Origin of the sequence: Arthrobacter sp. 9AX (assembly GCF_902506095.1) — a bacterium.
Classification (GTDB): domain Bacteria; phylum Actinomycetota; class Actinomycetes; order Actinomycetales; family Micrococcaceae; genus Arthrobacter.
Genome location: NZ_LR733293.1, coordinates 3,074,466 through 3,097,194 on the forward strand (window position 1 = coordinate 3,074,466; position 22,729 = coordinate 3,097,194).

A 22,729-nucleotide genomic window follows, 5' to 3' on the forward strand; every position below is an offset into this window, starting at 1 on the left:
ATCCGCAGCCTTGCGAGGCTGCGGATCCTGCCCACACACTTATTCGGTGACGCCGACGAGGCATTCCTTAAGGTTGGCCGCTTCGGCGGCATTCAGTTCGACCACCAGGCGCCCGCCGCCTTCGAGCGGGACGCGCATGATCAGGCTGCGGCCCTCCTTGGTGACTTCCATTGGGCCGTCGCCGGTGCGTGGTTTCATAGCCGCCATGAGGAATTCCCCTCCATTTAGTCCCAGGACTGATCAGCCCGGGCGGGCTGTGTCCGCATGTAGATCAAGCTGCCACGGCAGGTGAATTGACACCGCCAGGGCCTCGCGTATTCTGAATGCTTTTTGTCCTTGCTTACCTACCATTATCGCGGAATTACCCGCGCGTAGCTAATCGATGGACATTTCCGGCGGGGCACAATTTGCACCCTGACCTGCAAGGAAGTCCAAAATACTACGGCGGATAATCGCCCCCGCCGGGCAACTGGGCCCAGGCCCACAGCCAGACAATCCAAACAATCTGCAGCAGCAGGAACATCACCACCACGGTGCCCCGGTACGCCCTGGACCGGGATAGCAGCGCAGCCCCCAGCGCCAGGGGAAAAAGCGGCAGCAGCATGCGGAAGGTGCTGGTCTGCGGGTGGAGGAAGGTGATCAGGTAGCCCATGTAGCACGCGCACCACAGCCGGAGCTCGACGCCGAGCCTCATCACCGGGGGCAGGTACAGCATCACGGCGAAAAGGACCACAAAAATGAACGGTGCAAGGATGCCCAGCACAGGGCCGAAGAGATCGACGCCGGTATCGAACCAGGGCTTGAACGGGACCAGGTCGTGGCCCCGCCATACGGTCTCGGTCTTGGTGTAGGCCTCGATATCCCCCGTCGCCGCCCAGGCAGCGGCAGGCCAGGCAAGGGCTGACAGGCCTGCTATCGCCGTGAGGCCGGTCAGGGCGAGGAGGTCCCGCGTGGTATGGACGTCCGCCTGGCTGCGCCGAATGCGCTGCACCACACGGAAGATCAAGAGGAGCCCGAGCATGGCAGCGAAGGGAACGCCCACCGGCCGGGACAGGCACAGCAGCACCACCACCGGGACGGCCCACAGGTACTGCCGCCGGATCACCAGCAGCAGCGCGGCCGCGAGCAGCAACAGTGACAACGGCTCGCCGTAAGGGACCTGGAGCACGGCGGACACAGGGAACGTGGCAAAGAACGCCACACCCCACAGCGCGGTTCCATGGTCGGCCTTATGCCGGAACAGCAGGTACGTCACCAAGGCGGCGCCGAGGCCGGCCAACATCGCGATGATGGTCAGTGAGGCGGCGGGCGCCAACCCGGTGAGGCTGCTGAGGCCACCGGCCAGGGATGGGTAGAGGGGATAAAACGCCCAGGTGTTCTCCTGCACGTTCCCCGCTGCATCCACCGGAAGGGTGGTGGGGTAGCCGTCCTCGATCACCCTGGCGTACCACCGGGCGTCCCAGATATTGATGAAGTTCCAGTAGTCAGGTTTGGGCGGGAACCAGGGGTTGGTTCCCTGCTGCAGGGCGGCAGCCATAAAGATTCCGGCGCTGACGAGCCGGGCCGCGACATAAAGGGCCGCGACCTGCATCCACCACGGCCAGGCCCGCACCGTTGAGCGGTAGCGGAGGACCAGCGCCTGGATCGACGCCGGAACTCCTGTTCCGCCTCGGGTGGCGGTACTCAAGCCCGGTCCTCCCCGGCCTGGGCTTCAACTGCTCCGGGACCTACTGCTCCGGGCTTCTCCGCCGCCGGGCCGGATGCGTCCGGCAACTCCGCCGGAACGCCGCCCGGATGCGCCGGCTGCTCCAGCGCGGCCAGCCGCCACTTCAGGGTTTCCACTTCCTGCCGGCTGGCAGCCAGCTGGTCCCGCAACTCATCGAGTACCTGGTCCACCTGGTCCATGCGATAGCCCCGCAGGCCAAGGGCAAAGCGGACGCTGTCCACGTCCTGGGGCGCGGCGTTGGCGGGCAGCAGGACCGGCGGCAGGTTTGCCTGAGGCTCCTCGAAGCCGGCCTCCAGCAAGGCAGGCAACTGCCGGCCGCCCTTTTTGCCCGGGCGGCCCCCGACGCTTGCCCACAGGACCGCGCCGATCAGCAGCACGGCAAGGAAGACCAGAAAAAAACTCACCACCCCATCGTGCCAGACCTGGCGGCCACCGCTACTCCGGGCGCTGCTCGCCGTTCAGGGACGGGGTGATGGCCCCGTGGAGCACACGGTCCACCGCTTCTGCGGGGTCGTCCACCACCTGGATCAGGTCCAGGTCCTTCGCCGAGACCATGCCCTCGGCAACGAGGGTTCCTTTGATCCACTCAATCATGGGGCCCCAGAAGTCCACTCCCAGCAGCACGATCGGGAATGAGGTCACCTTGCGGGTCTGCACCAGGACCATGGCCTCGAAGAGTTCGTCCAGTGTGCCCAATCCGCCCGGCAGGACGATGAATCCCTGCGCGTACTTGACGAACATGGTCTTGCGCGCAAAGAAGTACCGGAAGTTGATGCCCAGGTCCACCCACTGGTTGAGGCCCTGCTCGAACGGCAGTTCGATGCCCAGCCCTACGGACACCCCGTTGCCTTCAACGGTGCCGCGGTTCGCCGCCTCCATGGAGCCCGGACCGCCGCCGGTGATCACCGCGACGCCGGCCTCTGCCAGCTTCCGTCCCACCTCGACGCCCATCTCGTAGTAAGGGCTGCCGGGTTTCGTCCGGGCGGAACCGAACACGCTTACAGCCGGGCCGAGGTCCGCCAGGGCGCCGAAGCCTTCCACGAATTCGCTTTGGATCCTCATGACCCGCCACGGGTCGGTATGGACAAACTGGCCGGGCCCCTTGGTATCAAGCAGATGCTGGTCAGACATTTCCACGGCCGCCTGATTGCGGCGAAGCTCAAGGGGTCCCTTACGGCGCGGCTGGATGTTTTTGGCCGGATCTGCACTGATGCTCATTCCCCTAGGCTAACCTGCGCCTGCGAGGTATCTCTTGAATCACGATCCACAGGAACCTGTGGTGATTCGCGTCATAAGCTGCCGTTGTTCGCTAGATTCGTTCTATGACTACTCATGTGCCCGGCGATGCCCTCGTCTCCCTGAACGCCGTAAACAAGCATTATGGCCAGCTGCACGTTTTGAAGGACATCAATCTGCAGGTCCGCAAGGGCGAGGTTGTTGTGGTCATCGGGCCTTCGGGCTCCGGTAAGTCCACCCTGTGCCGCGCCATCAATCGCCTTGAAACCATTGAAGGCGGCACCATCAGCATTGACGGAAAGGTCCTTCCGGAGGAAGGCAAGGAGCTCGCGCAGCTGCGTGCCGACGTCGGAATGGTCTTCCAGTCGTTCAATCTCTTCGCACACAAAACCATTCTCGAGAACGTCACCCTGGGCCCCATCAAGGTCAAGGGCGTAGCCAAGGCAGCCGCGGACAAGGACGCCATGGCATTGCTTGAGCGTGTCGGCGTCGGGCACCAGGCTCCCAAGCTTCCCGCCCAGCTGTCCGGCGGCCAGCAGCAGCGTGTCGCCATTGCCCGGGCCCTCGCCATGAAGCCCAAGGTGATGCTCTTCGATGAGCCCACTTCCGCCCTGGACCCCGAAATGATCAACGAGGTCCTGGACGTGATGGTCCAGCTCGCCAAGGAGGGCATGACCATGATCGTGGTCACCCACGAGATGGGCTTCGCCCGCAAGGCCGCTGACCGCGTCGTCTTTATGGCGGACGGGCAGATCGTTGAGGATGCCACGCCGGAGGAGTTCTTCACGAACCCCAAGAGCGACCGCGCCAAGGATTTCCTCTCCAAGCTCCTCACCCACTGATTTACCCACCGGACAAACACTCCCAGTTCGCATCCAGGCCCGTGACCCACGGCCACCAATGAAAGGAATGTCATGAAGGCATTTTTGACCCGACGGAAGTCATTCGTCGTGGCGGCTACCGCTGCCCTCGCCTTGTCCCTGAGCGCCTGCGGCGGTGGCGGAACCGGCACCACCAGTGATCCCACCGTGGCCGAGAAGCCCACGTTCGCTGCCGGCACCACCATGGAAAAGCTCGCCTCCGCGGGCACCATCAAGATCGGCACCAAGTACGACCAGCCCCTCTTCGGCCAGGTTGGCCTGGACGGCAAGCCTGTCGGCTTCGACGTTGAAATCGGCAAGCTGATCGCTGCCAAGCTGGGCATCGCCGCGGACAAGATCGAGTGGTCCGAGACCGTTTCGGCCAACCGCGAACCCTTCATCGAGCAGGGCAAGGTTGACCTGGTGATCGCCACCTACACCATCAACGACAAGCGCAAGCAGGTTGTCAGCTTCGCCGGACCGTACTACGAGGCCGGCCAGGCGCTGATGGTGAACAAGGACAACGACTCCATCAAGAAGCCCGAGGACGTTGCCGGCAAGAAGGTCTGCTCCGTGACCGGCTCCACCCCTGCCGCCACCATTGTGGACAAGTACAAGGCCGAACTGGTTCCGGCCGCCACGTACTCCGCCTGCCTTGAGCCGCTGCGCAACAAGCAGGTTGAAGCAGTCACCACGGACAACGTGATCCTCGCCGGCTTCGTGGACAAGGAACCGGACGCCTTCAAGCTCGCCTCGGACGAGACCTTCACCAAGGAGCCGTACGGCATCGGCCTGAAGAAGGACGACACCGAGTTCCGCAACTGGATCAACGACCAGCTGGAGGCCTTCGACAAGGACGGCTCCTATAAGAAGGCCTGGGAAGCAACCGCAGGTTCAGTCATCAAGACTGCTCCTCAGCTGCCCGCCATTGACCGCTACTAGGTAATGCCAGTGGTTGCCGGGGCCGCATCCAGGCCCCGGCAACCACCGCCTTCACCCCCGTCCACGCCCACAGCCGAAGGATCCAATGGACGTCATTCTTGAAAACCTGCCCTTGTATTGGAACGGTTTTCTCCGCACACTTTTCCTCTCCGCAGTTTCCGGAGTCATCGCACTGGTGCTTGGGACCCTGCTCGCGGCAGCCCGCGTTTCCCCGGTGGCAGCCCTCCGCGGCTTCAGCACCGTCTACGTGGAAGTTCTCCGGAACACCCCGCTGACCATCGCCTTCTTCTTCGCAGCCATCGTGCTCCCCCGGCTCGGCGTGAAATTCGAGCAGTTCGAAGTGGCCGCCATCATCGCCCTCAGTACCTACACCGCAGCGTTCATCGCCGAAGCTGTCCGCTCAGGTGTCAACAGTGTTCCCGTTGGCCAGGCCGAAGCCGCCCGCAGCATCGGCATGAACTTCGGCCAGGTCCTCAACCTCATCATCCTCCCGCAGGCCCTGCGGACGGTGATCCCGCCGTTGATCAACATCCTGATCGCCCTGGTCAAGAACTCGTCCGTGGCCGGCGCCTTCTTTGTCCTCGAACTGTTCGGCTACGGCCGCCAGCTGGCCAATGCCAACGGTGACGCCGTGATCCCCGTCCTGCTCGGCGTTGCGTTCTTCTATCTGCTCCTCACCGTTCCGCTGGGCATCCTGGCCAGCACGGTGGAACGAAAGGTGGCGATTGCCCGATGAGCTCGGTACTCTACGACGTTCCCGGCCCCAAAGCCCGGCGCATCTCCCTGATCGGTTCGGTGGTGGGCTCGCTGCTGATCCTGGGCCTGCTCGCCTGGATCATCATGACCCTTGCCCAGCAGGGGATCTTCGAGGGCCGCCGCTGGCAGATCTTCACCCGCGGCGATGTCTGGACGCTCCTCGCCAACGGCCTTGGCGCCACCCTCAGCGCCGCGGCCCTGGCGGCAGTCATCGCCTTCCCGCTGGGACTGGCGCTGTGCCTGCTGCGCATCTCGGATGCCGCGTTCATCCGGGTTCCCACGCGGGTGGTGCTGGAGTTCCTCCGCGGCATGCCGGTGGTCCTGATGATGCTGTTCGTCCTGCTGGGCTTTGGCACGTCGTCCTTCGTCGCCGTCGTGACCGGCCTGGTGCTGTACAACTCCGCGGTGTTCGCGGAAATCATCCGCGCCGGCATCCAGTCCCTCCCCAAGGGGCAGCGCGAAGCCGGCATGGCCATCGGCCTGACCAGCTTCAAGTCGCGCATGCTGATCGAACTGCCGCAGGCCATCCGGCGCATGATGCCATCACTGGTTGCGCAGATGGTGGTCCTCCTGAAGGACACCTCACTGGGCTACATCGTGGCGTACGGCGAACTCCTGCGTGCCGTCCAGGTGATGGCGGACTTCCTGGGCACCCAGTTCCTGTTCCCCATCTTCTTTGTGGCCGCGGCGATCTACATCGCCATCAACATCCTCGTATCCAGGATTGCGGTCTGGATCGAGCGGCGCGGTTCCAGGAAGGCCGCCGGTGGGGTTGCCAAGGCCGAGCCGGAAGCAGCCGAAGCAGCCGTCCCCTAGCGGATCAAACAGCGATGGCCCGGACCTTTGGCCCCTTTTGGGGGCGGCGGTCCGGGCCATTTGTGTTTGAGGGCCTGTCTTCTCGGGTCAGCCCGCCAGCCAGGCCTGCAGTGCCTGCAGGCACTTCCGGATGGCGTCCGCGTGCACGTGTTCGTTGTCCTTGTGCGCCAGCAGGGGGTCCCCCGGGCCGAAGTTCACTGCCGGGATGCCCAGTTCACTGAAACGCGCGACGTCGGTCCAGCCGTATTTGGGCTTGGGCTCGGCTCCCACTGCGGCCACGAAGGACGCGGCAGCCGGGTGCTGGAGCCCGGGACGCGCCCCCGCGGCAGCGTCAGTGCGCACCACGTCAAAGCCCTCAAGCAGTTCCCGCACCACGGCTTCGGCCTGGTCCGGCGTTTTGTCCGGTGCGAACCGGTAATTGATCTCCACCACGCACTTGTCCGGAATGACGTTGCCCGCAGTCCCGCCGTTGATCCGGACCGCGTTTAAGCTCTCGCGGTAGTCCAGTCCGTCCACGTTGACTGTCAGCGGTTGGTACGCGGCCAGCCTTTCGAGGATGGGAGCCGCCGCGTGGATGGCATTGCTGCCCATCCAGGCCCGGGCCGAGTGGGCGGCCTCGCCCACCGTTGTGGCTTCGAACCTGCTGGTGCCGTTGCATCCGCCCTCCACGGTGCCGTCGGTGGGTTCGAGCAGGATGGCGAAGTCGCCGTCGAGCAGGTTCCCGTGGTTACGGACCAGCCGACCCAGGCCGCTTTTCACGGCTTCCACTTCCTCATGGTCGTAGAACACAAAGGTGACGTCGCGCTTTGGGGCGGTCCCGCCGTCGAACATTCCCGCAGCGAGGGCGAGCTGCACGGCCACCCCGCCTTTCATGTCCGTGGCGCCGCGGCCGTACAGGACCCCTTGCCCGGGGACCCCAGACTCCCAGGTGATCGGAACCGTTCCCAGCGAACCCTCTGTCAGGGGCAGCGGGACGGTGTCCAGGTGTCCTGCGAGGATGACGCGTTCGGGGTTGCCCAGTTCGGTCCGGGCGATGATGGCGTCGCCGTCCCGCACAATGTGCAGTTCCGGGATGGTGCGCAGGGCAGCTTCGACGGCGTCGGCCAGCTCCGTTTCGTTGCCGGACACACTGTTGATGTCCATGATGGCGGCAGTCAGGAGGGCAACGTCCTGGCGGAGGTCAAGGGGAAGGATGGATGAGTCCGGGGCGGTTTCGGCAGTCACGAAGCCAGTCTAGTTCGGAGCAGGTCCCTGCCCGTCGATAGACTGGGGCAATGACTGAGACTGCTTCCTCCGCTGTGCCCGAAACACTGAACGCCACCACCGACCACCGCTCCGCCTACGGCTTTGGCGTGGCCACCATTGCCACCGGCAACGGTGATGCCACTGTCCTGGACGTCTGGTTCCCCGCACCGGCCCTGGGCGTCGCTGCAGAACACCTGCGCGCAGTGGAGAACGCGGAAGAAGCGCTCACCCGCATCGCCGAAGCCGGCACGGACGAGGACCGCGGCACCGAACAGAAGGTGGTCTTTGTCCAGATCAACCTCGACGAAGCCCCGGCTGACACCGCTGACGCCTACCTGCGCCTGCACCTGCTCTCGCACCGCCTGGTCCGGCCGAACACCATCAACCTGGACGGGATCTTCGGCAAGCTGCCCAACGTCGTCTGGACCAACTTCGGCCCGGCCGCCGTGGAGGGCTTCGAACTGACCCGCGCCCGGCTGCGGCGCCGCGGCGCAGTCACCGTCTACGGCATCGACAAGTTCCCGCGCATGGTGGACTACGTTGTGCCCACCGGCGTCAGGATTGCCGACGCCGACCGGGTCCGCCTGGGTGCGCACCTTGCTGAAGGCACCACCGTTATGCACGAAGGCTTCGTCAACTTCAATGCGGGCACCCTGGGCACGTCCATGGTTGAAGGCCGCATCTCCGCCGGTGTGGTCACCGGCGACGGCAGCGACGTGGGCGGCGGCGCCTCCATCATGGGCACCCTGTCCGGAGGCGGCAAGGAAAAGATCACCATCGGCGAACGCGTGCTGCTCGGTGCGAACTCCGGCGTGGGCATCAGCATCGGCGACGACTCGGTGGTGGAAGCCGGCCTTTACGTCACGGCGGGCACCCGCGTCCGCATCCCCGGCCCCAAGGACGAGGTGGGCGAGGACACCACCAAGATCGTTAAGGCCGCGGAACTCTCCGGCGTCCCCAACCTGCTGTTCCGCCGCAACTCCACCACCGGCGCCGTGGAGGTACTCCCCCGCGCCGGCCAGACCGTGGAACTGAACGACGCCCTGCACGCCAACTGATCCTGGATGTCACGACGACGCGGTCTGCGCCGCCTTCTGGTGCTGCTGCTCACGCTCGCACTGGTGGCTGGCGGCGTCTATGCGGCGGTGTTTTTTGTGCAGCGTTCCGAGACCCTCGTTTCGGAGCGCTGCACCGCCGTCGTTAATGGTCAGACGGCGGAACTGGCTCCCGACCAGGCTGTCTACGCCTCCCTGATCACCGCCGTGGCCGTCCAGCGGGGCCTCCCGCCGCGGGCCGCCACCATCGCCCTGGCCACCGCGATGCAGGAATCCAAGCTGCGCAACATCGGGCACGGGGACCAGGCCGGCCCGGATTCGCGGGGCCTCTTCCAGCAGCGTCCCTCACAGGGCTGGGGAACGGAGGAGCAGGTCATGGACCCCTTCTACGCCACCAACGCCTTCTACGATGCACTGGTGAAGATCCCGGGCTACGAGTCGCTGGAAATCACGGACGCGGCTCAGCGCGTACAGCGCTCCGCCTTCCCCGCCGCGTATGCCCAGCATGAGCAGATGGGACGCTTCTTTGCCTCTGGCTTGTCCGGCCAGACTCCTGAGGCAGTCCAGTGCACCCTCCGCTCGGCAGGTGCCGCGGGCGATCCCGCGGCCGTTGCCGACAAGCTTGCCCAGGCCTACGGCGTCCCGGCGTCGGCCCTGGACAGTCAGACGCTGGTGGTGGACGCTGACGGCAGCCAGGCATGGTCCGTGGCGCAGTGGGCCGTAGCCAACGCCAAGTCACTGGACGTCACCGAGGTGGAGGTGGCCGGGCGGAGCTGGAACCGGACAGAGCGGGACGGCTGGCAGGAGTCTGATGCCCCAGATGGCCAGGTGCGGATTACGGTGTCCCCGGCCAACGCCTGAGATCCGCCCGCCGGTCCTTTAGACGAGGATTTCCACCACGGGCTGGACATAGCTCCGGAACAGCTCCGGCTGGCCCATCAGCTGGCGGCTCATGATGATCTTGTCCGGCTCGAGGTACCAGGCCCGCTGCTCATTCAACGGCAGTTCGATAATGGTCAGCTTGAAGTCCCTGGCGTTGCGGCCCACTTCCATCAGTCTGTCGTCCACCATGTCCTCCAGCAGCTGGTCGGCACCGTTGGCGGCCCGCTCCGCTTCAAGTTCGGCGTACTCGCTCCGGCGTTCCCGTGCCCAGGTGAGGGCAGAACCGAAGTGCGCCTGGAGGACGCGCTGCAGGGCCGGCGAGTTGCCGAAGGCCTCGAAGCCGGGCGGGGACAGTTCCGGCGACGTCTGCGGGTAAGCCTTCAGCAGCTGCTCCCACCAGGCCTCCCATTCGGTCTTGAGTACGCTCAGCCCGCCCACATCGGCAGTGAGATGGGAATGGTCGGCAGGGCGGACCTTGGGAGCTGCATGGGAAAGGGCCGGATGGCCCGCTCCGTCGAGTCCGGCGGTATCGCGGATGAACAGGGCGATCATCATCGGTCCGGACGTGTCGGTGGTGATCTGCCACCCGGAACCGGTCTTTTGCTGCATCCGTGGTCCTTCCCTGGCGCGCTCCTGCCGGGTCTGGTGATCCCGTGTTACGCCCCGGCTATCAGTCTATTCCCACACCTTGCCGAGGTTAATGGAATTCACCGTGCCAACCCGTTGAGGTGCCGCTCCAGGACATCGGTGCACATCCGGGCCGTCATCCAGCCCGGCTGAAGGAGCGCGTGCATGCACAGTCCATCCAGGGTGGCCAGGAGCCTCTCCGCCTCCACCACCAGCGCCTCCTCGGATTCATCGGCAGGCACCAGCGCGGTGATGACCCGGCCCATCAGGGCGGCCACCTCCCGGTGGCTGCGGTCGGCCTCCGCGGCAAGGAAAGGGCGGATCCTGGCGGCGTTGCGGAACGCCATCCACACGCACGCTTCCACCGCGCGCTGCTCGTCCAGCGGCAGGAGTTCGCCCAGCAGTGTTAAAACCGCCCCCAGATGTTCGGGGCTTGCGGGGGCGTGGCGCTGCAGTTCGGGCAACGCCTTTTCCACCCTGGCCACAATGCTGTCGATCACCGTGGCAAAGGAGAAGGCCAGCAGTTCCTCGCTGCCGGCAAAGTAGTGCCGCACCGAGCCGACCGCGAGACCGGCCTCTTCCGCCACCTCACGGAGGGACGCCCTCTCCAGTCCGTCGACGGCGATGATCCGCCAGACTGCTTCCACCACTTCCTGGCGCCGGGCTGCGGCATGAACAATTTTAGGCACTGTTCTTATTTAGCACACCCGTGCTCACATCCAGGTTGTGGGCACGGCTTCTGCCGTAAAGCCCCGTCATCCTGCCCGGAATTCGAAAGGCACCGGCGGAACCGGCGGCTTGTGGGATAGCGTTGGGACCATGAAAATTCTGGTCACAGGGGGCACCGGGTACATCGGTTCCCACACTGTTCTGTCCCTGCAGGAAGCCGGCCACGACGTGCTGGTCATCGACAACCTGGTCAACTCCAGCGAGGAGTCCCTCCGCAGGGTCGCCGAACTCACCGGCAAGACCGCGGATTTCCATAACGTTGACCTCGTGGACGAAGCCGCAGTCGAGCGTGTCTTCGCCGGCAACGATGTGGATGCCGTCATCCACTTCGCCGGCCTCAAGGCCGTGGGCGAATCCGTGCGTGAACCGCTGAACTACTACTACAACAACCTCGTTGGCACCCTGAACCTGATCCGGGCCATGGACAAGCATGATGTCCGGTCCATCGTCTTCAGCTCCTCTGCCACCGTCTACGGCGAGCACAACCCCATCCCCTATGTCGAGAAGATGGAAATCGGCGCGAACAACCCCTACGGCCGCACCAAGGAACAGATTGAGGACATCCTCTCCGACCTCGGCGCCGCCGACTCCCGCTGGCACATCGCACTGCTGCGCTACTTCAACCCCGTCGGCGCCCACCCCTCCGGCCGGATTGGTGAAGACCCCCAGGGCATCCCCAACAACCTCGTGCCCTTCATCGCCCAGGTAGCCGTCGGCCGCCGCGAGAAACTGATGGTCTTCGGCGGCGACTACGACACCCCCGACGGCACCTGCCTGCGCGACTACATCCACGTCACCGACCTCGCCGAAGGCCACGTCGCCGCCCTGAACCACATCGCCGGCCGCGCCGGGGTGTTCCGTTGGAACCTCGGCTCCGGGAAGGGCTCCTCCGTCCTGGAGGTCCTGCGCTCTTTCGAAAAGGCCGTCGGCAAGCCCATCCCGTACGAGATCACCGGCCGCCGCGCCGGGGACCTGCCCGCCTTCTGGGCCGACGCCACCTCAGCCCTCGCGGACCTCAGCTGGTCCACCACCAAAACGGTGGACGAGATGTGCGAAGACCACTGGCGCTGGCAGAAAAACAACCCCCAAGGCTACAACGCCTGACCATTTCCGCGTCGCTTGCTCCGTAACTGCCGTTTGAGCCCTCAAAACGGCAGTTACGGAGCAATCGATGAGATAAAGCCGGTAACTAAAGAAAACGGCCGCCCACCTCAGTGAGGTGGGCGGCCGTTGTCGTTATTCGGCAGGTCGGGATTTAGCGGGCGGGGTAGTCGCGCTCGGGCTCACCGATGTACAGCTGGCGCGGGCGGCCGATCTTGGTGTTCGGGTCGCTGATCATCTCGCGCCACTGGGCGATCCAGCCGGGGAGGCGGCCGATGGCGAACAGCACAGTGAACATCTTCTCCGGGAAGCCCATGGCCTTGTAGATGAGGCCGGTGTAGAAGTCGACGTTCGGGTAGAGCTTGCGCTGGATGAAGTAATCGTCGTTGAGCGCCTTCTCTTCCAGGCGAAGGGCGATCTCCAGCAGTTCGTCGTTGCCGCCGAGCTTGGTGAGGATCTCGTGGGCGGTGGCCTTGACGATCTTGGCCCGGGGGTCGTAGTTCTTGTAGACCCGGTGCCCGAAGCCCATGAGGCGGACGCCGTCTTCCTTGTTCTTGACCTTCTCCATGTAGTCCTCGGGCTTGGTGCCGTCGGCCTGGATCTGGCGGAGCATCTTCAGGACGGCCTCATTTGCACCGCCGTGGGCCGGACCGAAGAGGGCATTGATGCCTGCGGAGACGGACGCGAACAGGTTGGCGTTCGAGGAACCCACCAGGCGCACCGTGGAGGTGGAGCAGTTCTGCTCGTGGTCCGCGTGCAGGATGAGGAGCAGGTCCAGCGCCTTCGCCACGATCGGATCCACCTCGTACTGCTCAGCCGGAAGCCCGAAGCTGAGACGCAGGAAGTTCTCCACGAGGTTGTGCGAGTTGTCCGGGTACAGCATGGGCTGGCCGATGGACTTCTTGTGCGCGTAGGCCGCTATGACCGGAAGCTTGGCCATCAGGCGGATGGTGGAGACTTCCACCTGTTCAGCGTTGAACGGATCCAGCGAGTCCTGGTAGAACGTGGACAGCGCCGAAACGGCCGAGGACAGGACGGGCATGGGGTGCGCGTCCCGCGGGAAGCCGCCGAAGAAGCCCTTGAGCTCCTCGTGCAGCAGGGTGTGCCGGCGGATCTTCTGGTCAAATTCGTCCAGCTCGGTGGGAGTGGGCAGGTTGCCGTAGATCAGCAGGTAGGACACTTCGAGGAAGCTGGAGTGCTGTGCCAGCTGTTCGATGGGGTACCCGCGGTAGCGCAGGATGCCAGCATCGCCGTCGATGTAGGTAATAGCCGAAGTTGTGGCTGCTGTATTCATGAAGCCGGGGTCAAAGGTGACTGCGCCCGTCTGCTTCAGCAGTTTGGAAACGTCGTAGCCTTCGTTTCCTTCAACAACCTGGATGCGCGGGAGCTTCAGCTCGCCTCCTGCATGGAGCAGGGTCGCAGCATTGTTGGTCTCAGTCATGGAGTCCCCTTCATGAGGCGTCTGGGCCTCTGTCGAAAGCTTGATCCAATATCAGGTGAGCCGCGCACTGACCCTGAGGACACAGGTTCCAACACCCGGGCTGCCTTCTTGTAGAAAGCCACCATTGATCAGTTAAAAAGTACCGCCCCTTGGCGGGTGTCACTAATCGGCGACCTTCCAAAATGGCCTAAAGTGGAGCGGATGTGTCCGGAGTCACACCTTTGTTACGGTGCGGCGCCGGCTGCAGTACGTCGGATCATGACGCCGAAGCCAGACGGGCCACGGCTGCGTCGACCCTTTCATCCGTCCCGGTGAGTGCCACGCGGACGTAGCCGCTGCCGGCCTCGCCGTAGAAAACGCCCGGGCCCACCACGATGCCGCGCTCCGCGAGCCGCGCCACGGTGTCCCAGGTACTCTCCCCCGCCGTCGACCAAAGGTAGAGGCCGGCGTCGGATTCCTTGATCTCCAGCCCGAAGTCCAGCAGCGCCGGAACCAGCCGTTCCCGCCGGCCGCGGTACAGGTCCTTCTGGGCCTCCACATGAGCGTCGTCACCCAGCGCCACCCGCATGGCTTCCTGCACGGGGTAGGGAACGATCATGCCGGCATGCTTGCGGCTGTTGACGAGGTTGGGCATGAGGTCCGGATCGCCCGCGACGAACGCTGCCCGGTAGCCGGCCACGTTGGACTGCTTGCTCAGCGAGTACACGGCAAGCAACCCCTGGTGAGAACCGCCGGCCACCCGGGGGTCCAGGATGCTCGGGACGGCCTGGCCGCCGCGCTGGACGTCCCAGTCACCCCAGCCCAGCTCTGCGTAGCATTCGTCGGACGCCACCACGGCACCCAGTTCCCGGGCCTGCGCCACGAGCGCCTTCAGGGATGCGACGCCGCGGACACTGCCGGTGGGGTTTCCGGGGGAATTGACCCAGATCAGACGGACGCGCGAGCGGGTGGCGTCGTCGAGCTCGTCCAGGTTGTCTGTTGCCACGGACGTGACACCGGCCAGGGTGGCGCCGATGTCGTACGTCGGGTAGGCCACCTTGGGGCGGACGACGACGTCCCCTGGCTTGAGACCCAACAGCAGCGGCAGCCACGCCACGAGTTCCTTCGAGCCCACCGTGGGCATGATGTTACGCGGGTCCAGGCCGGCCACCCCGCGGCGGCGCTCGAACCATCCGGCGATGGCTTCGCGCAGGGCGGGGGTGCCGTGGACCGCGGGGTAGCCGGGGGCGTCCGCGGCAGCCTTGAGGGCGTCCTGGATCAGGCCCGGCGTGGGATCCACCGGAGTGCCGATGGACAGGTTGACGGCTCCGCCGGGGTGCTCCGAGGCCTTCGCGAGATACGGCGCCATGGCCTCCCACGGGTAGTCGGGCAGGTCAAGGCCGAACGTATTCACTGCTGCGGTCACCGGTCCTGCCTGCGTCAGTGGTCTTGGTTCTGCGGTGGCAGTGCGGCGATCATGGGGTGGTCCTTGCCGGTGTTGCCCACCTTGGCGGCACCGCCCGGAGAGCCGAGGTCGTCGAAGAACTCCACGTTGGCCTTGTAGTAGTCCGCCCATTCGTCCGGGGTGTCGTCCTCGTAGTAGATCGCCTCGACCGGGCAGACCGGTTCGCAGGCTCCGCAGTCGACGCATTCGTCCGGATGGATGTACAGCGAACGCTCACCCTCATAGATGCAGTCGACCGGGCACTCTTCAATACATGCCTTGTCCTTGACATCTACACACGGCTGCGCGATTACGTACGTCACGTCCCTGGCCTCTCCACGTTGGGTCCGGCTTCCCGCCGGTTCTCGCGTCCGGCAACCTGGGCCGGACTCTTGACATCTCAGCCTATTATCTCCCAGGCTCTTACCGCGAACCTAGCCGGGCACCTAGTGTGAAGCCGCTTAGTATGAAGTGGTGAGTAGACCTGCCCCCACCCCCGCCGGTTTCCTCTCCGCCGCCGTTCCCGGAACTAGGGTGGTAGTGCGGTACAGGATCGAGGGCGGGCTCACCGATGCGCTGGGCCTCCTGGTGACGTGCGAGGCCGGTGCGTGCACCGTCCGTACGCGGCAGGCCGACGTCGTGATTCCGCTGGGGCAAGTTGTGGCAGCCAAGGAGGTCCCGCCGGCCCCCGAGCGGCGCCGGCCGCGCGCCTAAGGCCACTCCCGCTGCGCAGGGACTGTCGCTGCGCAACGAACCCGAATTTCACTGCGAACGGCGGTACATGGCCAGAGCCTGGTGGACCATCCTCACGAAATCCTGGGGCTCGTCAAGCGCGAAGGTCAACCCATTGCCCAGCTGCCGTGGCCGCCATGACAAACCCGGGAACCGCGTAATGGCGACCCAGTGCTTGGGTGACAGTTCGCATGAGTGCATGCTGCCCGCCGCGAGGCCCAGATACAGCGGCCAGGATCGCCTATGTGGAGAATGGCCCGGCGCGGTGAAGCCGCGGCTCACTGCGCCCGGACCGCCCCTGCGCAGTAAGCCCGCGTTTCACGGCGCAGTGCGCTACGAAACAGGGCGGAACGCAGAATGCCACCGGCATGGTGCCGGTGGCATTCTGTGGAACTACGGGGTAATTAAGCCTTGGCGCGGGCGCGGTTGGCCTTGGCACGCTCGTTGGTGTCCAGGATGACCTTGCGGATGCGGATGGCTTCCGGGGTAACCTCGACGCACTCGTCCTCGCGGGCGAATTCGAGTGACTCTTCGAGGGTGAGGTCGCGCGGCGGCGTCAGGTTCTCGAAGGTGTCCGAGGAAGCTGCACGCATGTTGGTGAGCTTCTTTTCCTTGGTGATGTTCACGTCCATATCGTCGGCGCGGGAGTTCTCGCCAACGATCATGCCCTCGTACACCTCGGAGGTGGGCTTGACGAAGAAGGAGCCACGTTCCTGCAGGTTGATCATGGCGAACGGAGTCACCACACCGGCGCGGTCAGCGACCATGGAGCCGTTGGTACGGTACTCGATGGGGCCGGCCCACGGCTCGTAGCCCTCGGAGATGGAAGCCGCAATGCCGGCACCACGGGTGTCCGTGAGGAACTTGGTGCGGAAGCCGATCAGGCCACGGGCGGGAACGATGAATTCCATCCGGCACCAGCCGGTTCCGTGGTTGGCCATGTTGGTCATGCGGCCCTTGCGGGCTGCCATCAGCTGGGTCACAGCGCCGAGGTATTCCTCGGGCACGTCGATGGTCATGTGCTCCATCGGCTCGTGGATCTTGCCGTCGATGGTCTTGGTGACAACCTGGGGTTTGCCCACTGTCAGTTCGAAGCCTTCGCGGCGCATCTGCTCCACGAGGATGGCCAGGGCGAGCTCGCCACGGCCCTGGACTTCCCAGGCGTCAGGACGCTCGGTGGGGAGCACCTTAATGGAGACGTTACCGATCAGTTCCTTGTCCAGGCGGTCCTTCACCTGGCGGGCGGTGACCTTTGCACCCTTGACCTTGCCGGCCAGCGGCGAGGTGTTGATACCGATGGTCATGGAGATCGCGGGATCGTCCACGGTGATCAGCGGCAGCGGCTGCGGGTTCTCGACGTCGGTGAGCGTTTCACCGATGGTGATGTCCTCGATGCCTGCGACGGCGACAATCTCGCCGGGGCCGGCGGATTCGGCCGGCACGCGCTCCAGGGCCTTGGTGGCCAGGAGCTCGGTGATCTTGACGGTCTTCAACTCGCCGTTCTGGCGGGCCCAGGCAACCTGCTGGCCCTTGCGGAGGGTGCCGTTGTAGATGCGGAGCAGTGCCAGGCGGCCCAGGAACGGAGAAGCGTCCAGGTTGGTGACGTGAGCCTGCAGGACACCTTCCGGGTTGTAGGTGGGGGCCGGGATGTGCTCGATGATGGCCTTGAACAGCGGCTCGAGGTCCTCGTTCTCCGGGGCGGAGCCGTTGGCGGGCTGCTCGAGGGAGGCGCGGCCAACCTTGGCTGCTGCGTAGACAACCGGCACTTCGAGGACCTTGTCCAGGTCCAGGTCCGGAACTTCGTCCGCGAGGTCGGAAGCCAGGCCCAGGAGCAGGTCCATGGACTCGTGCACCACTTCGTCGATGCGGGCGTCGGGACGGTCGGTCTTGTTGACCAGGAGGATCACCGGCAGGTGCGCGGCAAGGGCCTTGCGGAGCACAAAGCGGGTCTGCGGCAGCGGGCCCTCGGACGAGTCAACGAGCAGCACAACGCCGTCAACCATGGAGAGGCCGCGCTCCACCTCGCCGCCAAAGTCGGCGTGGCCGGGGGTGTCGATGACGTTGATGGTGATGGTCTCGCCGTTGGAGGACGGACCGTTGTAGGCCACCGTGGTGTTCTTGGCCAGGATGGTGATGCCCTTTTCGCGCTCAAGGTCACCGGAATCCATCACGCGGTCTTCGAGGTGGTTGTGCTCGGCAAAGGAGTTGGTCTGCTTGAGCATGGCGTCGACCAGGGTGGTCTTGCCGTGGTCAACGTGGGCCACGATCGCGACGTTGCGCAGGTCACTGCGCGATGCAGTGGCTACCGCGGTGTTGGTGGTGGTTTCAGACATGCGTGAGGGCTCGATTCAGTGGTGAAAGTCAGCTGTTGTATCGCGACATTTCCAACTGGAACGCACGACGGATAAGGCCCTTTGCACAGGGCTGCTTCCCCCAGTCTAGCGTCTGTGGCATTAATAGGCCTAAATTTTCCGGCAGCCTGCAGGTGGGGCGGCCGCTCCACCGCTGCGCAACGCGAATAGATTAGTGAGCAAAATCACTGGCTATTCCTGCATGCGTGCCACATGATTGCTCTGACACTTTATGCAAGCCTGAAAGACACCACATGCGAAAAGCCATGGCCCGGACCCGTGCTTCCATGTCCGGAGCCGCCGCCGTCATGGCGGTGTCCAGCCTTATTGGGTTGTCCGGCTGCGCCACGCCTGCCCGGTCTTCTGCCGTTTCCCCGGTGCAGGCCGCCGCTTCGGGGCAACCTGGGGCCGGTGTGGTCAACCAGGCTTCCGCCGGTTCGCGCATCCTCAATCCAGCCAATGGGCGGCTCGAAGCCGTGGTTCCAGACATCAGCCGGACCGTCCTCCTGATCGGTGATTCGCAGTCAGAACCTTCGGACGGCTGGCCCCGCCAGGGCCTGGAGGCGGCCGGATACAAAGTCTATTACTGCGGGCGGGGCGGCACGGGGTTTGTCTCCGCCAACGGAAAAACCGGCAACTACATTGATGCGCTCCTGCGTGGCGACTGGCTCCTGCCCTCCGGCACTCCGGCGCTCATCGTGGTCCAGGGCGGCGGCAATGACGCCGCCGGCGGGGCATCCGACATCAGGATCACCGGAAACGCCGAGCGGCTGCTCGCTGCGCTCAAGGCCCGCTACCCCGGAACCCGGATTGCCATGATTGGAACACTGGCCCGGGGCGAAGCCAACGGCGGCGGACGTCGCACGGAGGTCGATGCCCTGCTGGGCTCGGTTGCAGCGGCGCACAACCTGCCCTTTGTTTCCGTGGGTGACTGGCTGACCAGGTACGGCCTGGAAAAGGATCTGGCGGACGCGGTACACATGAATCCCAGCGGCCGCCGCGTCCTGGGGACCTTGCTGGAGCGCAGGCTCCGCGACCTGGGCCTGGAGCGGAAGCCGGCATCGGACCAGCCGCCGGCACTGGCTACGGGCGGCGGCACCGACTCGTTCCAGGACTGACAGCAACACAGTATTTGACCGGTTGGAGCCGGAGCCGAATGGCTCCGGCTCCAACCGGTCAACAGGGAAGGGCTGCTAAGCCACTTCCGGCGGAAGCATCAGCTTGGCGCCCGGGATCGCGTTGAGCAGCGCCTTGGTGTAGTCCTGCCGCGGTGATTCAAAGACGTCATCCGTGGACCCGGTCTCCACCAGGCGTCCCTTTTCCATCACGCAGACATGGTCGGCGATCTGCCGGACCACAGCGAGGTCGTGGGTGATGAAGAGGTAGGTCAGCCCCAGGTTGGCCTGGAGGTCTGCCAGCAGGTTCAGCACCTGTGCCTGCACCAGCACGTCCAGGGCGGACACCGCTTCGTCGCAAATGATGACTTCGGGATCCAGGGCCAGGGCACGGGCGATGGCAACACGCTGCCGCTGCCCGCCGGAGAGTTCGTTCGGATACCGCTGCATGGCGGACTGGGGCAGCGCCACCTGGTCCAGCAGTTCCCGGACCTTCTTTTCCCGGCTGGCCTTGTCACCAATTTTATGGACCCGCAACGGTTCTTCGATGGTCCGGTAGATGTTGTACATCGGGTCCAGGGAACCGTACGGATCCTGGAAGATCGGCTGCACCCGACGCCGGAACTTGAACAGGTCCGCGGGTTTCAGGACGGAGGTGTCCACGCCGTCGAACAGTATCCTGCCGTCGGTGGGCTTCTCCAGCTGGAGCACCATCTTGGCCACGGTGGACTTGCCGGAGCCCGACTCCCCCACGATCGCCGTCGTGGTTCCCCGCTTGACGTCGAAGCTGACGCCGTCCACGGCCGCGAAGTCCGAGGATTTCCCCAGGCCCTGGCGGAGCTTGTAGACCTTCCGCAGGTCCTGGATCTGCAGGACGTTGTCAGCCGCTGCAGGCTCGGCGGCCGGAGCAAGCAGATCCGCAGTTTCCACGCCTTGTTCCTTGGCGGCCTGGATCCTGCGGCTGGCCAGCGACGGCGCCGATTCCACAAGCCTCTTGGTGTAAGGGTGCCGCGGGTTCCGCAGCAGTTCGAGGGAAGGCCCTGCCTCCACTACGCGGCCCTGGTACATCACCACTACCTTGTCGGCACGTTCCGCTGCCAGGCCCAGGTCGTGCGTGATCAGCAGCACCGAGGTGCCCAGTTCGGTGGTCATGGTGTCCAGGTGGTCCAGGATTTGCCGCTGCACCGTGACATCGAGGGCGGAGGTGGGCTCGTCCGCAATCAGCAGCCGGGGCTGGCAGGAAAGCCCAATGGCGATCAGGGCCCGCTGCCGCATGCCGCCTGAGAACTCGTGCGGGTACTGGCCGGCACGCCGGTGGGCGTCTGGCAGGCCGGCCTGCGAAAGTACCTTGGCGACGTCATCCGGACCGTTGGGCTGGCCATTCGCACGCAGCGTTTCCCGGACCTGGTAACCGATCTTCCACACCGGGTTCAGGTTGGACATCGGGTCCTGCGGCACCATGCCGATGGTGTTGCCGCGAAGCTCGATCATGCGCTTTTCGGGGGCATGCGCGATGTCTTCGCCGTCCAGCAGGATCTGGCCGCCGGAAACACGGCCGTTGGAGGGCAGGAGACCGATTGCGGCCAGCGCGGTAGTGGACTTGCCGGATCCCGACTCACCCACAATCGCCACGGTTTCGCCGGGCATGATGGTCAGGTGCGCATCACGGACCGCCTGGACTTCGCCGCCGCTGGTCTTGAAGGTAATGGCGAGGTCGCGGATCTCAAGCAGCGGCCTGATCCCCGTGGTGCCGGCCTCCGCGATGCGTATTTCTGGAGTTGTCATCTCGTTGTCTCTCATCGCTGGCGGCTCTTCGGATCAAGGGCGTCACGTACGGCGTCGCCCAGCATGATGAAGCTCAGCACCGTGATGGACAGTGCCGCGGCCGGGAACAGCATGATCTCCGGCCTGGTACGGATGGATGCCTGCGCGCCTGCGATGTCGTTACCCCAGGACATGATGCTCTGCGGAAGGCCGATGCCCAGGAAGGAAAGCGTTGCCTCGGCGACGATGAAGACGCCGAGTTCCAGGGTGGCCAGGACAATGATCGGCGCGAGGGCGTTCGGCAGCACATGCCGGACCAGTGCGCCGAACTTGGACACGCCCAGCGAACGGGCCGCGGTGACGAAGTCGGAGTTGCGCACCTCGATCACCGCTCCGCGGGTGATGCGTGCCATCTGCGGCCAGGCCAGGAGCGAGATCACGAACACGACTGTCCAGACGCTTTTGTTCTCGCGGAACAGGGGCAGCTGGGTGATGACCAGCGCACCGAGGATCAGGGGCAGGGCGAAGAAGATGTCACCCAGCCGGGCCAGCACCGCGTCGATCCAGCCGCCGTAGTAGCCGGCGAGGGCGCCGAGGGTCACACCGATCACCAGGACGCACAGCACCGAGAGGATACCGACGGACATGGAGGCTTGCGTGCCGTGGATGACGCGGGAGTAGATGTCGCAGCCCTGAAAGGTAAAGCCGAAGGGGTGCCCGGCAGTGGGGCCGCCCTCGGAATTTGCCAGCTCGCAGCCTTCATTGGGGGCCACGGACGTAAACAGGCCGGGGAACAGGGCAACAACCGTCAGTGCCAGGATCAGCAGGGCCGAGATAATGAACAACGGACGACGGCGGAGCTTGCGCCAGGCGTCCGCCCACAGGCTGAGGGGTGCCTGGTCAGTCTTGACGGCATCGGTTGCCAACAGCGGGGTTTCCTCGATGGGCGCCACGTAGTGGCTGTTATTACTGGTCATAGCGGATCCTCGGGTCAAGCCAGGCATACAGGAGATCAACAAGCAGGTTGGCCACCACGAAGACCAGCACCAGCACGCTGACGATGGAAACGATGGTGGGTCCTTCGCTGCGGAGGACTGCCTGGTAGAGCTTGTTGCCTACGCCGGGAACGTTGAAAATGCCTTCGGTGACGATGGCACCGCCCATTAGGCCGCCCAGGTTGGCGCCAAGGTAGGTCACCACTGGGATCAGCGAGTTGCGCAGGATGTGCGCCAGGACCACCCGGGGCCGCGAGAGGCCCTTGGCGGTGGCGGTCCGGACGTAGTCGGCGTTCATGTTCTCGCTGACTGACGTGCGGGTCAAGCGGAGCACATAAGCGAAGGACACGAGCCCCAGAACAACTGCCGGGAGCAGGAGGCTGCCCCAGTCGGCGTTGGCGCCTACGGTCGGTTTCGCCCATCCCAGCTGCACGCCGAAGACGAGCTGGAACACGAAGCCGAGGACGAACGTAGGGACAGCGATGACCACCAGGGACGCCACGAGGACGGTGGAGTCGAACCAGCCGCCGCGGCGGAGGCCGGCGAAGACGCCGAAGGCTACGCCGAAGATTGCCTGGATGGCCAGTGCTTCGATCGCCAGCATGGCGGTCACGGGGAATACCCGGGCCAGGGCTGCGGCGATGGGCTGGCCGGTGAAGTCGTTGCCCAGGTTGAAGGTAAAGAGGTTCTTCAGGAAGATTCCGTACTGGACCCAGAAAGGTTCGTCGAGGTGGTACTGGCTGCGCAGGGTGTCAATGACTGCCTGCGGAGGCTGGCGGTCGCCAAACAGCGCCGCGATGGGGTCGCCGGGAAGGGCGAACACCATGTAATAGACCAAAAGGGTGGTGCCGAGGAAAACAGGGATCACCTGTAGGAGCCGGCGCAGAATGAAGCGGACCACGGGATCACCAGCCTTCCGGTTGGGAAGAATGC

General features: G+C 64.8%; 23 protein-coding genes. 9 read left to right on the forward strand and 14 right to left on the reverse strand.

Annotated features, from left to right (window positions below; genetic code table 11):
* Positions 1-39 precede the first annotated feature (39 nt).
* The 4 genes from BACI348_RS14125 to BACI348_RS14140 all read right to left on the reverse strand — a co-directional run bounded on the left by BACI348_RS14125 (position 40) and on the right by BACI348_RS14140 (position 2,944).
* Entirely contained in the window at positions 40-207 is a 168-nt protein-coding gene (locus BACI348_RS14125) for a DUF3117 domain-containing protein (RefSeq protein ID WP_009357720.1), read from the reverse strand.
* Positions 208-439: 232 nt separating this feature from the next.
* A complete protein-coding gene (locus tag BACI348_RS14130; protein ID WP_236557716.1) occupies positions 440-1,591 on the reverse strand; it encodes a putative hexosyltransferase in 1,152 nt (383 codons plus the stop codon).
* A 92-nt stretch (positions 1,592-1,683) separates the two neighbouring features.
* Positions 1,684-2,130, reverse strand: a complete 447-nt coding sequence (locus tag BACI348_RS14135; RefSeq protein WP_159826775.1) for a DivIVA domain-containing protein — start codon at positions 2,128-2,130, stop codon at positions 1,684-1,686.
* Positions 2,131-2,161: 31 nt separating this feature from the next.
* Positions 2,162-2,944: an LOG family protein gene (locus BACI348_RS14140; protein WP_159826777.1), complete on the reverse strand. Its 783-nt coding sequence runs from the start codon at positions 2,942-2,944 to the stop codon at positions 2,162-2,164.
* 104 nt (positions 2,945-3,048) lie between these two features.
* On the opposite strand from BACI348_RS14140, the gene BACI348_RS14145 reads away from it, so the two are divergent.
* The 4 genes from BACI348_RS14145 to BACI348_RS14160 all read left to right on the forward strand — a co-directional run bounded on the left by BACI348_RS14145 (position 3,049) and on the right by BACI348_RS14160 (position 6,336).
* Positions 3,049-3,804, forward strand: coding sequence for an amino acid ABC transporter ATP-binding protein (locus tag BACI348_RS14145; RefSeq protein WP_159826779.1), 756 nt, complete (start codon positions 3,049-3,051; stop codon positions 3,802-3,804).
* A 72-nt stretch (positions 3,805-3,876) separates the two neighbouring features.
* On the forward strand, positions 3,877-4,764 hold the full coding sequence (locus BACI348_RS14150; protein WP_159826781.1) for a glutamate ABC transporter substrate-binding protein: 888 nt from the start codon (positions 3,877-3,879) through the stop codon (positions 4,762-4,764).
* An 85-nt stretch (positions 4,765-4,849) separates the two neighbouring features.
* On the forward strand, positions 4,850-5,500 hold the full coding sequence (locus BACI348_RS14155) for an amino acid ABC transporter permease (RefSeq protein WP_159826783.1): 651 nt from the start codon (positions 4,850-4,852) through the stop codon (positions 5,498-5,500).
* The gene (locus BACI348_RS14160) at positions 5,497-6,336 is read left to right on the forward strand and encodes an amino acid ABC transporter permease (RefSeq protein ID WP_159826785.1); all 840 of its coding nucleotides are present in this window, start codon (positions 5,497-5,499) and stop codon (positions 6,334-6,336) included. The genes BACI348_RS14155 and BACI348_RS14160 overlap by 4 nt, the downstream gene beginning before the upstream one ends.
* An 87-nt stretch (positions 6,337-6,423) precedes the next feature.
* Here the strand turns inward: BACI348_RS14160 and dapE are convergent, their stop codons facing one another.
* Positions 6,424-7,560, reverse strand: a complete 1,137-nt coding sequence (dapE, locus tag BACI348_RS14165; protein WP_159826787.1) for a succinyl-diaminopimelate desuccinylase — start codon at positions 7,558-7,560, stop codon at positions 6,424-6,426.
* 50 nt (positions 7,561-7,610) lie between these two features.
* Between dapE and dapD the strand changes: the two genes are divergently transcribed.
* Both dapD and BACI348_RS14175 read left to right on the forward strand, forming a co-directional pair.
* Positions 7,611-8,639 (forward strand): 2,3,4,5-tetrahydropyridine-2,6-dicarboxylate N-succinyltransferase, encoded by a 1,029-nt coding sequence (gene dapD / locus BACI348_RS14170; RefSeq protein WP_159826789.1) that lies wholly within the window; start codon positions 7,611-7,613, stop codon positions 8,637-8,639.
* Between the two features lie 6 nt (positions 8,640-8,645).
* Positions 8,646-9,497 carry a transglycosylase SLT domain-containing protein gene (locus BACI348_RS14175; protein ID WP_159826791.1) on the forward strand — a complete coding sequence of 284 codons (852 nt, stop codon included), beginning with the start codon at positions 8,646-8,648 and terminating at the stop codon, positions 9,495-9,497.
* Between the two features lie 18 nt (positions 9,498-9,515).
* Here the strand turns inward: BACI348_RS14175 and BACI348_RS14180 are convergent, their stop codons facing one another.
* On the reverse strand, positions 9,516-10,127 hold the full coding sequence (locus BACI348_RS14180) for a hypothetical protein (RefSeq protein ID WP_159826793.1): 612 nt from the start codon (positions 10,125-10,127) through the stop codon (positions 9,516-9,518).
* Between the two features lie 98 nt (positions 10,128-10,225).
* Positions 10,226-10,834 (reverse strand): TetR/AcrR family transcriptional regulator, encoded by a 609-nt coding sequence (locus BACI348_RS14185; protein WP_159826795.1) that lies wholly within the window; start codon positions 10,832-10,834, stop codon positions 10,226-10,228.
* A 130-nt stretch (positions 10,835-10,964) separates the two neighbouring features.
* Here BACI348_RS14185 and galE point away from each other — a divergent pair, with 130 nt between their 5' ends.
* The gene (gene galE / locus BACI348_RS14190) at positions 10,965-11,978 is read left to right on the forward strand and encodes a UDP-glucose 4-epimerase GalE (protein WP_159826797.1); all 1,014 of its coding nucleotides are present in this window, start codon (positions 10,965-10,967) and stop codon (positions 11,976-11,978) included.
* Positions 11,979-12,129: 151 nt separating this feature from the next.
* Here galE and BACI348_RS14195 read toward each other — a convergent pair whose 3' ends face one another.
* The 3 genes from BACI348_RS14195 to fdxA form a co-directional block, all read right to left on the reverse strand.
* Positions 12,130-13,416, reverse strand: coding sequence for a citrate synthase (locus BACI348_RS14195; RefSeq protein WP_159826808.1), 1,287 nt, complete (start codon positions 13,414-13,416; stop codon positions 12,130-12,132).
* A gap of 256 nt (positions 13,417-13,672) precedes the next feature.
* Entirely contained in the window at positions 13,673-14,821 is a 1,149-nt protein-coding gene (dapC, locus tag BACI348_RS14200) for a succinyldiaminopimelate transaminase (protein ID WP_159826809.1), read from the reverse strand.
* 14 nt (positions 14,822-14,835) lie between these two features.
* On the reverse strand, positions 14,836-15,162 hold the full coding sequence (gene fdxA, locus BACI348_RS14205) for a ferredoxin (RefSeq protein ID WP_050685972.1): 327 nt from the start codon (positions 15,160-15,162) through the stop codon (positions 14,836-14,838).
* Between the two features lie 151 nt (positions 15,163-15,313).
* On the opposite strand from fdxA, the gene BACI348_RS14210 reads away from it, so the two are divergent.
* The gene (locus BACI348_RS14210) at positions 15,314-15,553 is read left to right on the forward strand and encodes a putative acetyltransferase (protein WP_236557569.1); all 240 of its coding nucleotides are present in this window, start codon (positions 15,314-15,316) and stop codon (positions 15,551-15,553) included.
* Between the two features lie 422 nt (positions 15,554-15,975).
* On the opposite strand, the gene typA is transcribed toward BACI348_RS14210, so the two are convergent.
* Entirely contained in the window at positions 15,976-17,904 is a 1,929-nt protein-coding gene (typA, locus tag BACI348_RS14215; protein WP_159826810.1) for a translational GTPase TypA, read from the reverse strand.
* A 272-nt stretch (positions 17,905-18,176) separates the two neighbouring features.
* Between typA and BACI348_RS14220 the strand changes: the two genes are divergently transcribed.
* Positions 18,177-19,040: an SGNH/GDSL hydrolase family protein gene (locus tag BACI348_RS14220; protein ID WP_159826811.1), complete on the forward strand. Its 864-nt coding sequence runs from the start codon at positions 18,177-18,179 to the stop codon at positions 19,038-19,040.
* A gap of 75 nt (positions 19,041-19,115) precedes the next feature.
* Here BACI348_RS14220 and BACI348_RS14225 read toward each other — a convergent pair whose 3' ends face one another.
* Genes BACI348_RS14225 through BACI348_RS14235 form a run of 3 tightly spaced genes read right to left on the reverse strand, consistent with a single transcriptional unit; the run spans position 19,116 to position 22,697 of the window.
* Positions 19,116-20,822 (reverse strand): dipeptide ABC transporter ATP-binding protein, encoded by a 1,707-nt coding sequence (locus BACI348_RS14225; RefSeq protein WP_159826812.1) that lies wholly within the window; start codon positions 20,820-20,822, stop codon positions 19,116-19,118.
* A gap of 11 nt (positions 20,823-20,833) precedes the next feature.
* Positions 20,834-21,778: an ABC transporter permease gene (locus BACI348_RS14230; protein ID WP_159826813.1), complete on the reverse strand. Its 945-nt coding sequence runs from the start codon at positions 21,776-21,778 to the stop codon at positions 20,834-20,836.
* Positions 21,768-22,697 carry an ABC transporter permease gene (locus BACI348_RS14235; protein ID WP_159826814.1) on the reverse strand — a complete coding sequence of 310 codons (930 nt, stop codon included), beginning with the start codon at positions 22,695-22,697 and terminating at the stop codon, positions 21,768-21,770. The genes BACI348_RS14230 and BACI348_RS14235 overlap by 11 nt, the downstream gene beginning before the upstream one ends.
* Between the last annotated feature and the right edge of the window lie 32 nt (positions 22,698-22,729).

Excerpts from the sequence above, each read along its gene's own strand:
- BACI348_RS14125 (WP_009357720.1), bottom strand. The coding sequence starts at position 207 with ATGGCGGCTATGAAACCACGCACCGGCGACGGCCCAATGGAAGTCACC.
- BACI348_RS14130 (WP_236557716.1), bottom strand. The coding sequence starts at position 1,591 with ATGCAGGTCGCGGCCCTTTATGTCGCGGCCCGGCTCGTCAGCGCCGGA.
- BACI348_RS14140 (WP_159826777.1), bottom strand. The coding sequence starts at position 2,944 with ATGAGCATCAGTGCAGATCCGGCCAAAAACATCCAGCCGCGCCGTAAG.
- BACI348_RS14145 (WP_159826779.1), top strand. The coding sequence starts at position 3,049 with ATGACTACTCATGTGCCCGGCGATGCCCTCGTCTCCCTGAACGCCGTA.
- BACI348_RS14150 (WP_159826781.1), top strand. The coding sequence starts at position 3,877 with ATGAAGGCATTTTTGACCCGACGGAAGTCATTCGTCGTGGCGGCTACC.
- BACI348_RS14155 (WP_159826783.1), top strand. The coding sequence starts at position 4,850 with ATGGACGTCATTCTTGAAAACCTGCCCTTGTATTGGAACGGTTTTCTC.
- BACI348_RS14160 (WP_159826785.1), top strand. The coding sequence starts at position 5,497 with ATGAGCTCGGTACTCTACGACGTTCCCGGCCCCAAAGCCCGGCGCATC.
- dapD (WP_159826789.1), top strand. The coding sequence starts at position 7,611 with ATGACTGAGACTGCTTCCTCCGCTGTGCCCGAAACACTGAACGCCACC.
- BACI348_RS14175 (WP_159826791.1), top strand. The coding sequence starts at position 8,646 with ATGTCACGACGACGCGGTCTGCGCCGCCTTCTGGTGCTGCTGCTCACG.
- BACI348_RS14180 (WP_159826793.1), bottom strand. The coding sequence starts at position 10,127 with ATGCAGCAAAAGACCGGTTCCGGGTGGCAGATCACCACCGACACGTCC.
- galE (WP_159826797.1), top strand. The coding sequence starts at position 10,965 with ATGAAAATTCTGGTCACAGGGGGCACCGGGTACATCGGTTCCCACACT.
- BACI348_RS14195 (WP_159826808.1), bottom strand. The coding sequence starts at position 13,416 with ATGACTGAGACCAACAATGCTGCGACCCTGCTCCATGCAGGAGGCGAG.
- typA (WP_159826810.1), bottom strand. The coding sequence starts at position 17,904 with ATGTCTGAAACCACCACCAACACCGCGGTAGCCACTGCATCGCGCAGT.
- BACI348_RS14220 (WP_159826811.1), top strand. The coding sequence starts at position 18,177 with ATGCGAAAAGCCATGGCCCGGACCCGTGCTTCCATGTCCGGAGCCGCC.
- BACI348_RS14225 (WP_159826812.1), bottom strand. The coding sequence starts at position 20,822 with ATGACAACTCCAGAAATACGCATCGCGGAGGCCGGCACCACGGGGATC.
- BACI348_RS14230 (WP_159826813.1), bottom strand. The coding sequence starts at position 21,778 with ATGACCAGTAATAACAGCCACTACGTGGCGCCCATCGAGGAAACCCCG.